The organism is Burkholderia sp. BCC1996 (genome assembly GCF_905339955.1).
Classification (GTDB): domain Bacteria; phylum Pseudomonadota; class Gammaproteobacteria; order Burkholderiales; family Burkholderiaceae; genus Burkholderia.
The window spans coordinates 93318-107478 of sequence record NZ_CAJPHM010000012.1 but is presented as its reverse complement, the minus strand read 5'-3'; the positions used below and the strand labels follow the sequence as shown (position 1 = coordinate 107478).

The window sequence follows — 14161 nt, the reverse complement described above, 5'->3', positions numbered from 1 at the left end:
GAGCGCGTGCCGGCATCGCCCCTCCGTCGCCGTGCGACGCCGGTTCTCTCTCGGAAGGAGTACCTCTTCAAGAGAGTTGTTTGCGCGTTATTGGCCAACGATCGTTGATCGCATCGTACCCAACCCGACTTGACGGAGACCCCCATGAGTTCCCTCCCTGACAGCGCACCGGCGGATTTCCCCGCCGCGCATGGCGAGACGGCCGGACTTCAGCGCAAGATAAGCTGGACCGGCGCGTTCTGGGTCGCGAGCGGCGTGCCCGCGCTCGTGCTCTTCTCGATCGGCTCCATCGCGGCCACCGTCGGCAAGCCGTCGTGGATCGTATGGATGATCTCGATCCTGTTCGGCTTCGTCCAGGCGTTTTCTTACGCGGAGATTGCAGGACTCTTTCCGCACAAGTCGGGCGGCGCATCGGTGTACGGTGCGATCGCGTGGGTGCGCTACAGCAAGCTGCTCGCGCCGCTGTCCGTGTGGTGCAACTGGTTCGCGTGGTCGCCGGTGCTGGCGATCGGCTCGGGCATGGGCGCGGGCTATGTGCTGAACATGCTGTTCCCGGCCACGGCTGCGATCAACACCTGGCAAATCACGCTGCTCGATCTCGGCTGGCTCGCGAGCGGCCTGTCGCTGCGCATCAACGCGACCTTCGTGATCGGCGCGATCATCCTGCTCGCGACCTTCGCGGTCCAGCATCGCGGCATCCTGCAGGCCGCAAAACTCCAGATGATTCTCGCGATCGCCGCGCTGCTGCCGCTGCTGCTCGTCGGCGTCTATCCGATCCTGAGCGGCGACCTGCCCAAGTCGCACCTGCTGCCGCTCTACCCGCTCGCGAAGGATGCGGCCGGCCGCGTCATCGACGGCACATGGAGTCTGGCGGGCCTGCAGCTGATGGCGGGCGGCCTGTTCATCGCCGCATGGTCGACCTACGGCTTCGAGACGGCGGTCTGCTACACGCGCGAGTTTCGCGATCCGCGCCGCGACACGGTCAAGGCCATCGTCTATTCCGGCCTGCTGTGCATCGTGTTCTTCACGATGGTCCCGCTCGCGTTCCAGGGCGCGCTGGGCCTCGGCCAGCTCGTCACGCCCGAAGTGAAGGATGCGGCCGGCAACGTCACGCAGGCGGCCGTCTACGACGGCGTGCTGTCGCCGGGCATCTTCAGCGGCATGGGCGTCGCCGAAGCCATGGCGCAGATCGTCCACGTCGGCAACCGGGGCGAGTACATCCTGAAACCGATGCTGGTATTCGCGCTGGTGCTCGCGATCATGACGTCGATGGCCGGATCGTCGCGCACGCTGTATCAGGCATCGGTCGACGGCTGGCTGCCGAAGTACCTGTCGCACGTGAACGAGAACGGCGCGCCGACCCGCGCGATGTGGACCGATCTCGGCTTCAACCTGTTTCTGCTGCTGATGTCCGACTACACCGTCGTGCTCGCGATGTCGAACGTCGGGTACATCATCTTCAACTTCCTCAACCTGAACGCGGCCTGGATCCACCGCCTCGACCGCGCGAACTGGCCGCGCCCGTTCAGGGCGCCGCGCTGGCTGCTCGCGCTCGGCACGCTGCTGTCGTTCGTCAACCTCGCGCTGATGGGGTTCGGCGCCGACGTGTGGGGCAAGGGCACGCTGGTCTCGGGCCTCATGTTCGCCGCGCTGATCCTGCCGGTGTTCGCCTGGCGGCATTACGTGACCGACAAGGGCCGCTTCCCGGACCAGATGCGGGAGGACATGGCGTTGTCCGGCAGCATGCAGCCGCGCAAGGCCGGCTATCTGCCGTACCTGACGCTGCTGCTCGGCGTGGCGGTCGTCGTTGCGACGCACTGGTTCGCGCCATAAGCGCGCCGTCGCGGTTGCACGCGAATCGAAACGACGCCCGGTTCACGACCGGGCGTCGCGCTTTCGCGCCGGCAATGCGGCGCGGGCGCGGCTGGCCGCGCGAATGCGTCGGCCGCTCAGGCGCCCGACCGGTCGCCCGGCCGCACTTCGAAGATCGCGCCCTCGACGCCCAACACCTCGCCGCTTGCCGAATAAATCCCGACGCCGTTCTCCCACACCGGCTTGATTCGTCCGTCGGCGCACCTGATCCGATACCGCAGATCGAAGACGCCGCGCACCGCCAGCGCCTGCTGTACACCCGTCCACACGTAATCGGCATCCTCGGGCACGATCAGCTGCCCGAATGCGTGCGCATGCCCGTCGAGAAACCACTGCCGCGGATAGCCGGTCAAGCCCTCGCATCCGGCGCTCACGTACTCCATCGTCCACAGCCGGTTGTTGCGGCCGCGGTAGACGAGGCCCGGAATGCTGTCGAGCAGCCCCGCGACGCTTCTCAGGTGTGCCTGCGTCGAAGTCTCGCGACGGCGGTCGAGCGTCACGTCGGACAGCGCAACGGACGAGCCGCCGGCATTTCTCTTCAACGACACCTCGAACCAGCGCAGTTCGCCGTCCGGACGCACGCAGCGCAGACGCTCGCGAACCCCACCGCGCGAGATCGCCCGCGCACGCTGCAGCATGCCGCTCCAGATGCGCCGGTCCTCCGGATGCACGTAATCGACGAAGCGCCGACCGGCCGCGGGCCGTTCCATCGCGTCGGTCCACGCGACGTTGAAGCCGGCGATCCGTCCCGCGCCGTCCAGCTTCAGCAGCGCGAGCGGGCAATCGTCCACGTCGAACGCGCCGCTCGATGGCTGCGTCGGCTGAACAGGCTGAGTCACGCGCGCGCCGTCCTTCATCACGCCCCCCGTTCCCGCGTAGATGCGCCGATCGCGCGCCGGTGCACCGATGCCGCCAGCTCGAGCCGCGTTCGCGCGTCCAGTTTCCGCAGCAGGTTCTTCACGTAGACCTTCACCGTGCCCTCGCTGATGCCGAGCACGCGCGCGATCTGCTTGTTGCTCATGCCGTCGGCGATCAGCGTCAGCGTCTGCGTTTCGCGCGCGGTCAGGTCGGCCGGCCGCGCGTCGGCATGCGCGCCGGCGACGCCGTCTTCGTCGACGAGTTCGTCGTCGAGCACCACGAGCCCCCGCATGCAACTACGCACGTAGGCGAGCAGCGCTTGCGGCTCCGACTCCTTCAGCACGTAGCCGTCGGCGCCGAGCCGCACGGCCGCGCGCAGCTCGTCGCGCTCCATCGACGCCGTCAGCAGCACCTTCACGCAATCGACTTCCTTGCGCCTGAGCCCGTCGAGCACCTGCAGCCCGCCGAGCCCCGGCATGTGCAGATCGATCAGCACCAGCTCCGGGCGCAGCATGCCCGCGAGCGAAATCCCCTGCGCGCCGTTCGACGATTCGCCGACCACGCGAAATTCTCCGGTCGCACCAAAAAATTCGGCCACGCCGCGGCGAAACAGCGGGTGATCGTCGATCAACAGCAGCGTCGTCGGTTCCATCAGGATGTCTCTCCGAATGTCGCGCCGTCCGGCACGACAAGTATCACGCGCGTCCCGCGGCAGGCGCCGCTGTCGATCGCGATGCGTCCGCCGATCGCCGCCGCGCGTTCGCGCAAGATGTCGAGGCCGTAGTGGTTCAGGTCGGCCGATCCCTCGCTGAGCCCGATTCCGTCGTCGACGACGGATACCTGCAAACCGTCGCCGTCGGTCCGCAGCGTGATCCACGCATGGCCGGCCTGCGCATGACGCACGACGTTCGACAGCGCTTCACGGACGATCTGCAGGATATGCAGCGCGATGCGCGGATCGATCCGCAGGTCGGGCACGCGATTGTCGAGTTCGAACACCACATCGCAGCGGCGCGAGAATTCCGCGACCGACTCGGCCAGCGCCTGCTGCAGCGAGCGCCCGTCGAGCGTCAGCCGCGCGCTGGTAATGAGCTCGCGCACCTGGCGCTGCAGGCGCGTCGTCATCGTGCGCAGTTCGGCCAACAGCGGGTTGCCGGTCGTGTCCTGTTGCTGCAGGCGAGCGACCAGGAACGACATGAAGCCCAGTTGCTGCGCGACCGAGTCGTGCAACTCGCGTGTCAGCGCCTCCGACGGGTTCGTCGCGTCGCGCCCGTGCGCGTCGGCGGGCGCGCGACGCATCAGCGCCGCGCGGATCGTGATCGCGACGATCTCGAGGTCCATCAGCAGCGTCGGCGCCGCCGGCAGCGCGACGTCCAGCACCAGCACCGCGTCGCCGAGCGCGCGCACCGCGCGCCCGTGCCCCTGCCCGACGCAGTCCGGACACAGTTCGCATGCGCCGTCGCTTGCCCCATGCCGCAGCTTGCAGCGATGCCCCTGCGTGCATCGCACCAGCGTGTCCGGCGCGGATTCGTAGCCCGCGCCGCCATCGAGCGCGAGCACGATCCGCGCGTCCGGCAATTCGCGCGCGAGCCCCGTGAAGAACGCGTGAAACGCCACGTGGCGTGGCGCGCCATTGACGTATCCGGCCAGAAACGCGAGCAGCGCGTCACGCATGCGCGTCGGCAACGACGCGCCGCCGGCGGGCCGCATGCATCGGTCGGTCAGGCTGTCGTCAGGAGTCACGGTCGTTCGGCACGGACAAACCAGGATCGAACCACGACGCAAGTTCCATGCCTTTCGACGCCGTTCCGGCGCGCTACCTCTTAGGGCGTACCTCCTCTTCAGGATTGAACGGCAATTACTGGCAAGAAACTATGTTGAACAACAGGAACGCAAACGTGACGCCACGACCGTCGCCGAGCGTACGCCCATTCATGATGCAAACGCCCCATTTTGGGAGCCGATCGATGCACTCAATTGAACCGTTCGCAGCCCGCAGCCGGCAACCGGCCCATACGCCGTTCGTGCCGCCGAGTTTGCCGCACTATGCGCCGCTGCAGCCCTGCGCCGAGGCCCGCTCGCATCTCGTGGTCGCGCAAGGCGACGCGCTCCACGCGCTGCCGGCGTTCATCAACGCGCTCGCCGGGCTGCCGGGCAGCGCGCTGCTCGTCACGCTCGGCAAGCTGCAGGCAATCGGCCTGCCGACCGTGTTTCACGCGTCGCTCGACACGCTCGAAGACGAGGTGCGGCACCGGCTGGATGAAAGCACGGTCGGCGTGCGTCTTTACGTGTGCGGCGACGAGACGTTCGTCTGGCACATTCGGCGTATCGCGCAGGCGGCCGGCCTGCTGCCCGAGGAGGTGGCCGCGGCCGTGTCCGGCACGCGGCGCACCGTGTACTGCGTGCATTGTGGGACCGCGCATGCGCACGACGGGCACGACGGGCATGACGAGCCCGACGAGGTCACCTGCCCGTCATGCGACGTCCGCCTGAGTGTCCGCCAGCATTTCTCCGCGCGGCTCGGCGCCTATCTCGGCGTCTGCGCGGATGCCGACCAGCCCTGCGCGGGAGACCGCGCATGAGCCTGCTCGACGTTCGCGTGGCCGAAGCCCGCATGCTCACACCCGTCGTGCGCGAACTGGTGCTGACGGCGCTCGACGGCCCCCTTCCGGCGTTCTCGTCCGGCAGCCACGTGCAAGTCGTGCTGAACGACGGCGGCCGCACCTATCGCAATGCCTATTCGCTGGCGGGCGATCCGGCCGAACGAAACCTCTACCGGATCGCCGTGCGCCGTCACGCGTCGTCACGCGGCGGCTCCGCGTTCGTGCACGACCGTCTGGAACCCGGCGCGCGCCTGCGCATCACCGCCCCGGCGAACCTGTTCGCGTTGAACACCACCGCGCGCCATCACGTTCTCGTCGCGGGCGGCATCGGCATCACGCCGTTCATCGCGCATCTCGCGGAACTCGAGCGCCGGCAAGCGAGCCACGAGTTGCACCATGCGTACCGCGCGGGCCTGACGGATGCCTATCGCGCATCGCTCGATGCGCGGCTCGGCGCGCGCTTTCACGGCTATGACGGCGTGCACGCACGCTTCGATGCGATCGCGATGCTGCAAAGGCAGCCGCTCGGCACGCACGTCTACGTGTGCGGCCCCGCAAGCCTGCTGGACGCGGTGCGCGCCGCGGCCGCCGCGCTCGGCTGGCCGGCCGGCCGCGTGCACTGGGAAGCCTTCGTGGCGCCGGCGCCGGGCCAGCCGTTCGCGGTCGACCTGCGCCGCAGCGGCCGCCGCATCGCGGTCGGCGCCGAGCAGAGCCTGCTCGAGGCGCTCGAATCGGCGGGCATCGACGTGCCGAACCTGTGCCGCGGCGGCGCATGCGGCCAGTGCGCGACGCGCTATCTCGACGGCACGGTCGAGCATCGCGATGCGTTCCTGGACGCCGACGCGCGCGCCACCCATCTGATGCCCTGCGTATCGCGCGCGTGCGGCGCCGCATTGACCCTCGACCTGTGAGATCCGAGCCATGAGCGTATTCATCAAGCCCGCGCAAACCTATCGCGACGACTTCTCGTTCCGCAACAGCCCGGCGGCGATCGCGCGCTTTCCGTTTCCGTTCCCCGAGGACCGGTACATGTATTCGGTCAACCTCGAGCCCGCGACGCCGCGCGATCCCGGCTCGGTCTTCGCGCACCACTTCGACATCGACGAGCACTACCGTTCCGAGATCGCCGAACGCGCCCGCGTGCTCGACGCCGATCCGCGCCGCGCGATCGTGATGCCGCACATGGAGACCGCGTGCTGGGACACGCTGGAGATGATCATGACGCATCTCGCGCACGACTATCCGGCGTGGTTCGCGCTCGAGCGCGACGGTGATCGCTGGCACTGGCGGAACCACGCGCTCGACCTCGACCAGGCCTTCGTGTTCGGCGACGCGCGCACGCTGCCGTACGGCCCGCTCGAATACGTCATGCGGCAGACGCAAGGCGACATCGCGCTGCTCGACCAGCGCGACGGCGACCTGTACATGGACGCCGGCGTCGTCACCGGCCCGGCCGACTGGTCGCTCGCGTTCGATGCGGGCATGAGCTTCAAACAATGGCACGCGCCGGTGCCGCTCGCGCACCAGGCGGGCGTATTCGACCGCGCGCTGAAATACCTGCTCGGCGTGCAGGCAGGCCACCCCGTGCGCCGCCTGAACTGGACGCTGACCATTCATCCGCGCCTTGACACGTCGCCCGAGACCTATCACCAGTGGGGCGCGGACCGCGGGCGCGTGACGCCCGACAACGTCGGCGAAGCCGTGCACCTGCGCGTCGAGCTGCAATTGATGGCACGGCTTGCGCGCAGCAATGCGCTGATGTTCGGCATCCGCACCTACCTGTGCAGCATGGCCGACCTCGTCGGCAACCCGGTGTGGGCGCGCCGGCTGCACCGCGTGCTGCGCGACCTGCCCGACCCGATCGCCGAATACAAGGGCATGACCCGCTACCGGCACACGCTCGTCGAATGGCTCAGCCGGTTCGACGTCCACGCCTGACCCGGCGTTTTCCGTAATCGACCTTCACTTTCGTTTGGAGCATTCAAGATGGCGAACTCCTGGCGCATCTCCGCCCTCGCGGACCGGCATCGCGCACTCGGCTCGAATCTCGAGGACTGGAACGGCATGGGCACCGCATGGACCTATGCGACCGATCTCGCCGACCACCACGAGGCCATTCGCACCCGCGCAGGCCTGATGGACGTATCGGGGCTGAAGAAGGTGCACTATGTCGGCCCGCACGCCGAAAGCCTGCTGAACTGGGCGACGACGCGCGACATCGGCAAGCTGTATCCCGGCAAGTCGGTGTACGCGACGCTGCTCGACGAGAGCGGCAAGTTCATCGACGACTGCATCGTCTACCGCACCGGCCCCAATGCGTTCATGGTCGTCCATGGCGCGGGCGCGGGGTACGAGCGCCTCGTGCGCTCCGCGTATGGCCGGCAGGTCGCCGTGCTGTTCGACGACGACCTGCACGACCTGTCGCTGCAGGGGCCAGTCGCGGTCGACTTCCTTGCCGAATACGTGCCGGACATCCGCAACCTGCCGTACTTCCACCATGTGCAGACGCGCCTGTTCGGCCGGCCGGCGATGATCTCGCGCACCGGCTACACCGGCGAGCGCGGCTACGAGATCTTCTGCAAGGCCGCCGACGCGCCGTTCATCTGGGACACGATCCTCGACAAGGGCCGCGCGATGGGCATCGTCCCCTGCGCATTCACCGCGCTCGACTGGCTGCGCGTCGAGAGCTACCTGCTGTTCTACCCGTACGACAACTCCGAGATGTACCCGTTTGCCGACGAGCGCGCCGGCGACACGCTGTGGGAACTCGGCCTCGATTTCACGGTGTCGCCCGGCAAGACCGAATTCTGCGGCGCGGCCGAGCACTTCCGGCTCGCCGGCAAGGAGCGGTTCCGGATCTTCGGCGTCGAGCTCGAGGCCGCGAAGACCGCGCAGGCCGGCGACACGCTCTGGCACGACGGCAAGGCGGCCGGCGTGATCACGTGCGCGATGTATTCGCGGCTGACGGGGCGCTCGCTCGCGCTCGCCCGACTCGACGTCCGGCATGCCCGTGCGGGCGTGCCGCTCGTGGTGAAGGGCAGCGTCGAGACGCGCGCGACCACCGCGCTGTTGCCGTTCGACGATCCCGACAAGAAAAAGCGCACGGCCGTCGGCTGACGCGTTGACGACCATGCATGACCGGCGACGGCCGGCCTTTCCCGCATTCCGATCCGTTTCGAGGACACACGACGTGAATCCGAACTACATCCTGACGATCAGCTGCCCGGCCACGTCCGGCATCGTGGCTGCCGTCACCGCCCATCTCGCCGCATCGAACTGCTACATCGGCGAGCTGGCGCAATACGACGACGAGGTCAGCGGCACGTTCTTCATGCGCGCCGTGTTCCGCTTCAACACCGGTGCGAACGGCAACGTCGAGCAGCTGCAGCGCGATTTCGCGGGCGTCGCCCGGGATTTCTCGATGCAGTGGCAACTGAAAAGCGCCGGCGAACCGATGAAGGTGCTGCTGATGGTCAGCAAGTTCGACCACTGCCTGTCCGACCTGCTGTACCGCTTCCGCAAGGGCGAGCTGCGCATGCAGATCACCGCGGTTGTGTCGAACCATCTGGATCTGCGGCCGATGGCCGAGCGCGAGGGCATCCGCTTCATCTACCTGCCGATCACGCCGGACACCCGAACGCGGCAGGAGGCGGAGCTGATGCGCATCGTCGACGAAACCGGCACCGAACTCGTCGTGCTGGCCCGCTACATGCAGATCCTGTCGAACGACCTGTGCGAGCGGCTCGCCGGCCGCGCGATCAATATCCACCACTCGTTCCTGCCGGGGTTCAAGGGCGCGAAGCCGTACCACCAGGCGTTCGAGCGCGGCGTGAAGCTGATCGGCGCGACCGCCCACTACGTGACGTCCGACCTCGACGAAGGGCCGATCATCGAGCAGGAGGTGCAGCGCGTCGACCACGTGCTGCAGCCGTCCGATCTCGTCGCGATCGGACGCGACACCGAGACGGTCGCGCTGTCGCGTGCGGTCAAGTATCACACCGAGCACCGCGTGTTCCTGAACCAGAACCGCACGGTGATCTTCCGATGAGCGGCGCGACGATCATCGACGGCAAGGCGATCGCCGACGCGCTGCTGGAATCCGTCCGGCACGACGTCGCGCGGCTGCGCGGCGACGGCGTGCTGCCCGGCCTCGCGGTCGTACTCGTCGGCGACGACCCGGCGAGCCACGTCTATGTGCGCAACAAGATGCTGCGCGCGCAGCAGGTCGGCATCCGTTCGATCGAGCATCGGCTGCCCGCCGACACCGCCGCGTCCGACTTGCTCGCGCTCGTCGCCGAGCTGAACGCCGACCCCGACGTCCACGGGATTCTCGTGCAGATGCCGCTGCCCGCGCCGCTCGACGCCGCGGCCGTGATCGACGCGATCGATCCGCGCAAGGACGTCGACGGCTTCCATCGCGACAACGTCGGCGGGCTCGCGCTCGGCCAGGACGCGCTCGTGCCGTGCACGCCGTCGGGCTGCATGCATCTGCTGCGGGAGATCGTCGGCGACCTGCGCGGCAAGCATGCAGTCGTCGTCGGGCGCTCGAACATCGTCGGCAAGCCGATGGCCGCGCTGCTGCTCCAGTCCGACTGCTCGGTGACGACCGTCCACTCGCGCAGCGCGAACGCCGCCGAACTGTGCCGCCAGGCGGACATCGTCGTCGCGGCGGCCGGCAAGCCGGGGCTCGTCGATGCGGACTGGATCAAGCCGGGCGCGGTCGTCGTGGATGTCGGCATCAACCGCATCGAATCCGGCGGCGCGACGCGGCTCGTCGGCGATGTCGACCACGACAGCGTGGCGCGCGTCGCCGCCGCGTTGACGCCGGTTCCGGGCGGCGTCGGTCCGCTGACGATCGCCTTCCTGATGAAGAACACCGCGCTCGCGGCGCGGCGGCAGCGCGCGACGTGACCCGCGTCCGCGCACGAACGGCACGCGCCGTTCGCCGAACCACGGCTAACCACTTCCAACGAGGTAGAACGCGATGACACAACGTGTTGCAATCATCGGTGCGGGCCCATCCGGCATGGCCCAGCTTCGCGCCTTCCAGTCGGCCCAGGCGAAGGGCGCGGACATCCCCCAGCTCGTCTGCTTCGAGAAGCAGCGCGACTGGGGCGGCATGTGGAACTACACGTGGCGCACCGGCACCGACGAGCATGGCGAGCCGGTCCACGGCAGCATGTACCGCTATCTGTGGTCGAACGGCCCGAAGGAATGCCTGGAGTTCGCCGACTACACGTTCGAGGAACACTTCGGCAAGCCGATCGCGTCGTATCCGCCGCGCGAAGTGCTGTGGGACTACATCAAGGGACGCGTCGAGAAGGCCGGCGTGCGCAAGGACATCCGCTTCAGCACCGTCGTGCGCCAGGTTGCGTTCGACGACGCAAGCGGCCGCTTCACGGTGACCGCGCACGATCTCGACAAGGACGTCGTGTACGCGGAAGACTTCGACTACGTCGTGAATGCGTGCGGCCATTTCTCGACCCCGAACATGCCGAGCTTTCCCGGCTTCGACAGCTTCGGCGGACGCATCCTGCATGCGCACGACTTTCGCGACGCGCTCGAATTCAAGGACAAGGACATCCTGCTCGTCGGCAGCAGCTATTCGGCCGAGGACATCGGGTCGCAATGCTACAAGTATGGCGCGCGCAGCATCACGAGCTGCTATCGCACGGCGCCGATGGGTTATCACTGGCCGGCGAACTGGGAGGAAAAGCCGTTGCTCGAGCGCGTGCGCGGCAACGTCGCGTTTTTCGCCGACGGCAGCAGCAAGAAGATCGACGCGATCATCCTCTGCACCGGATACCAGCACCATTTCCCGTTCCTGCCCGACAGCCTGCGCCTGAAGACGAACAACCGGCTTTGGCCGCTCGACCTGTACAAAGGCATCTTCTGGGAACGCAATCCGAAACTGATCTATCTCGGCATGCAGGACCTCTGGTACTCGTTCAACATGTTCGACGCGCAAGCCTGGTACGCACGCGACGTCATCCTCGGCCGCATCGCGCTGCCCGGTTTCGACGCGATGCACGCCGACAGTCTCGCGTGGCGCGCGCGCGAGGAAACGCTGGTCACCAACCAGCAGATGTTCGAGTATCAGGGCAGCTATATCCAGGACCTGATCGATGCGACCGACTATCCGAGCTTCGACATCGCCGGCGTCAATCGCACGTTCCTCGCGTGGAAACACGACAAGCACGAGAACATCATGGGCTATCGCGACAAATCGTATCGCTCGCTGATGACCGGCACCCAGTCGCCGCCGCATCACACGCCGTGGCTCGACGCGCTCGACGATTCGATGGACGCGTACCTCGGCGAGCGTGCGCCCGAGCCGCGCGTCCGCGCTGGCTGACTGTCACGGCACTGCGCTGTCGCGTCACCCGACCGGGCCCCGGGTGCCGCGACGCCCGACGTGCCGTTCGCGGCCGCGCGCATCGCGGGCCGCGCCCGTCCACTCATTCAAGGAACGTCCATGCTCATTCGACCACCGACCGTGTCGCGGCCACACGAACCTGCGTTGTCCGCGCATGCGGCCGGCCGCGAACACCATCGTGTCGCCGGTGCGGGGCTCGCCGCCGTCAAGCTCGATGCCGGCGATACGCTGCAGGTGATCGACGTCGAAGGGCGGCAACGCGCGGAGCTGCTCGCATTGCGCGTGCGCGACGGCGGCAGTGCGCTGGCCGCGCTCGCCCTGACGCCCGACGACAGCGCACGCTTCATCGCCGAATGCCTGAACGGCGCTTCCGCAGCACAAGCGGATCTCGCCACCCTGTTCGAACGGCACGGGCTGACGGGCAAGCCGTTGCCCGACGGCGCCGTCCTCTGGTCCGGCGACACCCGCGCCGGCACCATGCGCACGTTCGTCGCGACGGAGCCGATCGTCGCGATCGTCGCGGCGCCCGGCGGCCCCGTGCCCGTGGACCGGGCCGGCCAGCCGGCGACGGAGCTTCAGCTGTCCGTCGTGCGCGCGGGCGCGTCCGCTGCCACGCAGACGAGCGTGCCGCTCGCCGATCCGCTCGCGGATTTCGTCATCCGTCCGGGAACGGCCGTCGCGTACACGGTCGCGGCCGGCGAGTACCTGCAGATCGTCGACGTCGACGGCAGGCAATGCTCCGATTTCGTCGCATTCGATCTCGACGCGCTCGGTGGGCACCGGGAAGTCGGTCTCGATCCGACCGTCACCCGCACGCTGAACGGTCATGCGTATCCCATGCCCGGTCTGTACTCGCGGTTCTTCGATCAGCTCATGCAGCCGATGCTCGAAGTCGTGCACGATACCGTCGGCCGGCACGACACGTTCGCGCTCGCGTGCACCGCGCGCTATTACGACACGCAGGGTTACCCGGGCCATGCGAACTGCAGCGACAACATCAGTGCGGCGCTCGCCGAATACGGCATCGCCGCGCGTCCCGGCTGGCCGGCGATCAATTTCTTCTTCAACACCTCGATCGACGCGCACGGGCAGATGACGATCGACGAGCCGTGGTCGCGCCCGGGCGACTACGTGCTGCTGCGCGCGCTGAAGCCGCTGCTGTGCGTCAGCACGTCGTGCCCCGACGACATCGACCCCGCGAACGCGTGGCAACCGACCGACATCCGGATCCGAACCTATTCGAGCGAGGCGCGCTTCACCATGTCCACTGCCATCAGACCCACCCCCGACGCCCCGCCCGTGCTGACGCGCCAATCGGGCTTCCACGCCCGCACGTCGGCGCTCACGGGCCACTTTGCCGACTACCGCGGCTGGCACCTGCCGGCGCGGTTCGACGGCTACGGCGCGATCGACGAATACTACGGCTGCCGCGAGCGCGCGGCGATCGTCGATCTGTCCGCGTTGCGCAAGTTCGACGTCACCGGCCCCGACGCCGAGGCCCTGTTGCAATACTGCCTGACGCGCGACGTGCGCAGGCTCGCGGTCGGACAGGTCGTCTACTCGGCGATGTGCCATCCGCACGGCGGAATGCTCGACGACGGCACGCTGATGCGGCTCGGCCCCGACACGTTCCGCTGGATCTGCGGCGACGATTTCGCGGGTATCTGGCTGCGGGAGCAGGCGAACACGCTCGGCATGAAGGCGTGGGTCAAGTCGTCGTCCGACCAGATCCACAATGTCGCGCTGCAGGGGCCGCGCAGCCGCGAAATTCTGCGCGCGCTGATCCGGACGCCCGCGACCCAGCCGTCGCTCGACAGCCTCGGCTGGTTCCGCTTCCTGATCGGCCGCCTCGGCGGCGACGACGGCTGCCCCGTCATCGTCAGCAGGACCGGCTACACCGGCGAGCTCGGCTATGAGGTCTGGTGCCATCCGCGCGACGCGCAAGCCGTATGGGACGCGATCTGGGCGACGGGCCTGCCGCACGGGCTCGTGCCGCTCGGGCTCGACGCGCTCGACCTGTTGCGGATCGAAGCCGGGCTCGTGTTCGCCGGCTACGAATTCACCGACGAAACCGATCCGTTCGAGGCCGGCATCGGCTTCAGCGTTCCGCTCGCGACGAAGACCGACGACTTCGTCGGGCGCGATGCGCTGCTTCGCCGCAGCGCGCATCCGCAACGCCGGCTCGTCGGGCTGGAACTCGCCGGCAACGAACCGGCCCGTCACGGCGATTGCGTGCACAACGGGCGGGCACAGGTCGGCGTCGTCACGAGCGGCATGCGCTCGCCGATCCTCGGCACGAGCATCGCGCTCGCGCGAATCGACGTTCACCACACGGAGCCGGGCAACGTGCTCCACGTCGGCAAGCTCGACGGCCAGCAGAAACGCATCGACGCGCGGGTGACCGCCCCGATCTTTTACGATCCGGAGAAGGCGCGCGTGCGCGGCTAGCGGA

The 14161-nt window shown here is 68.0% G+C and carries 12 protein-coding genes; 9 read left to right on the top strand and 3 right to left on the bottom strand.

The genetic code is table 11. The annotated features are described in order from the left end of the window. Positions 1–144 precede the first annotated feature (144 nt). Positions 145–1833, top strand: a complete 1689-nt coding sequence (locus U4Z64_RS19100) for an APC family permease (protein ID WP_321820657.1) — start codon at positions 145–147, stop codon at positions 1831–1833. A 116-nt stretch (positions 1834–1949) separates the two neighbouring features. Here U4Z64_RS19100 and U4Z64_RS19095 read toward each other — a convergent pair whose 3' ends face one another. Genes U4Z64_RS19095 through U4Z64_RS19085 form a run of 3 tightly spaced genes read right to left on the bottom strand, consistent with a single transcriptional unit; the run spans position 1950 to position 4473 of the window. Further along, positions 1950–2711, bottom strand: coding sequence for a PAS domain-containing protein (locus U4Z64_RS19095; RefSeq protein WP_260427318.1), 762 nt, complete (start codon positions 2709–2711; stop codon positions 1950–1952). A 17-nt stretch (positions 2712–2728) separates the two neighbouring features. Beyond that, on the bottom strand, positions 2729–3382 hold the full coding sequence (locus U4Z64_RS19090) for a response regulator (protein WP_321820656.1): 654 nt from the start codon (positions 3380–3382) through the stop codon (positions 2729–2731). Further along, on the bottom strand, positions 3382–4473 hold the full coding sequence (locus tag U4Z64_RS19085; protein ID WP_321802426.1) for a sensor histidine kinase: 1092 nt from the start codon (positions 4471–4473) through the stop codon (positions 3382–3384). The genes U4Z64_RS19090 and U4Z64_RS19085 overlap by 1 nt, the downstream gene beginning before the upstream one ends. Positions 4474–4697: 224 nt before the next feature. On the opposite strand from U4Z64_RS19085, the gene U4Z64_RS19080 reads away from it, so the two are divergent. From U4Z64_RS19080 to U4Z64_RS19045, 8 genes are all read left to right on the top strand, one after another. Beyond that, the gene (locus U4Z64_RS19080) at positions 4698–5312 is read left to right on the top strand and encodes a dimethylamine monooxygenase subunit DmmA family protein (protein ID WP_321820655.1); all 615 of its coding nucleotides are present in this window, start codon (positions 4698–4700) and stop codon (positions 5310–5312) included. Next, on the top strand, positions 5309–6244 hold the full coding sequence (locus U4Z64_RS19075; RefSeq protein WP_124521255.1) for a PDR/VanB family oxidoreductase: 936 nt from the start codon (positions 5309–5311) through the stop codon (positions 6242–6244). The genes U4Z64_RS19080 and U4Z64_RS19075 overlap by 4 nt, the downstream gene beginning before the upstream one ends. Before the next feature lie 10 nt (positions 6245–6254). Continuing rightward, positions 6255–7271 carry a DUF3445 domain-containing protein gene (locus U4Z64_RS19070; RefSeq protein WP_321820654.1) on the top strand — a complete coding sequence of 339 codons (1017 nt, stop codon included), beginning with the start codon at positions 6255–6257 and terminating at the stop codon, positions 7269–7271. A 48-nt stretch (positions 7272–7319) separates the two neighbouring features. Further along, entirely contained in the window at positions 7320–8450 is a 1131-nt protein-coding gene (locus U4Z64_RS19065) for an aminomethyltransferase family protein (RefSeq protein WP_321820653.1), read from the top strand. Positions 8451–8523: 73 nt separating this feature from the next. Further along, entirely contained in the window at positions 8524–9381 is an 858-nt protein-coding gene (gene purU, locus U4Z64_RS19060; protein ID WP_260426285.1) for a formyltetrahydrofolate deformylase, read from the top strand. Continuing rightward, a complete protein-coding gene (locus U4Z64_RS19055) occupies positions 9378–10244 on the top strand; it encodes a bifunctional 5,10-methylenetetrahydrofolate dehydrogenase/5,10-methenyltetrahydrofolate cyclohydrolase (RefSeq protein WP_124529660.1) in 867 nt (288 codons plus the stop codon). The genes purU and U4Z64_RS19055 overlap by 4 nt, the downstream gene beginning before the upstream one ends. Before the next feature lie 115 nt (positions 10245–10359). Then, positions 10360–11688 carry an NAD(P)/FAD-dependent oxidoreductase gene (locus tag U4Z64_RS19050; protein ID WP_321820652.1) on the top strand — a complete coding sequence of 443 codons (1329 nt, stop codon included), beginning with the start codon at positions 10360–10362 and terminating at the stop codon, positions 11686–11688. Between the two features lie 120 nt (positions 11689–11808). After that, positions 11809–14157 (top strand): DUF1989 domain-containing protein, encoded by a 2349-nt coding sequence (locus U4Z64_RS19045; RefSeq protein ID WP_321820651.1) that lies wholly within the window; start codon positions 11809–11811, stop codon positions 14155–14157. Positions 14158–14161 lie beyond the last annotated feature (4 nt).

Bases quoted from the DNA above. Each gene is read 5' to 3' on its own strand.
- U4Z64_RS19100 (WP_321820657.1), top strand. From the start codon at position 145: ATGAGTTCCCTCCCTGACAGCGCACCGGCGGATTTCCCCGCCGCGCAT.
- U4Z64_RS19090 (WP_321820656.1), bottom strand. From the start codon at position 3,382: ATGGAACCGACGACGCTGCTGTTGATCGACGATCACCCGCTGTTTCGC.
- U4Z64_RS19080 (WP_321820655.1), top strand. From the start codon at position 4,698: ATGCACTCAATTGAACCGTTCGCAGCCCGCAGCCGGCAACCGGCCCAT.
- U4Z64_RS19075 (WP_124521255.1), top strand. From the start codon at position 5,309: ATGAGCCTGCTCGACGTTCGCGTGGCCGAAGCCCGCATGCTCACACCC.
- U4Z64_RS19070 (WP_321820654.1), top strand. From the start codon at position 6,255: ATGAGCGTATTCATCAAGCCCGCGCAAACCTATCGCGACGACTTCTCG.
- U4Z64_RS19065 (WP_321820653.1), top strand. From the start codon at position 7,320: ATGGCGAACTCCTGGCGCATCTCCGCCCTCGCGGACCGGCATCGCGCA.
- U4Z64_RS19055 (WP_124529660.1), top strand. From the start codon at position 9,378: ATGAGCGGCGCGACGATCATCGACGGCAAGGCGATCGCCGACGCGCTG.
- U4Z64_RS19050 (WP_321820652.1), top strand. From the start codon at position 10,360: ATGGCCCAGCTTCGCGCCTTCCAGTCGGCCCAGGCGAAGGGCGCGGAC.
- U4Z64_RS19045 (WP_321820651.1), top strand. From the start codon at position 11,809: ATGCTCATTCGACCACCGACCGTGTCGCGGCCACACGAACCTGCGTTG.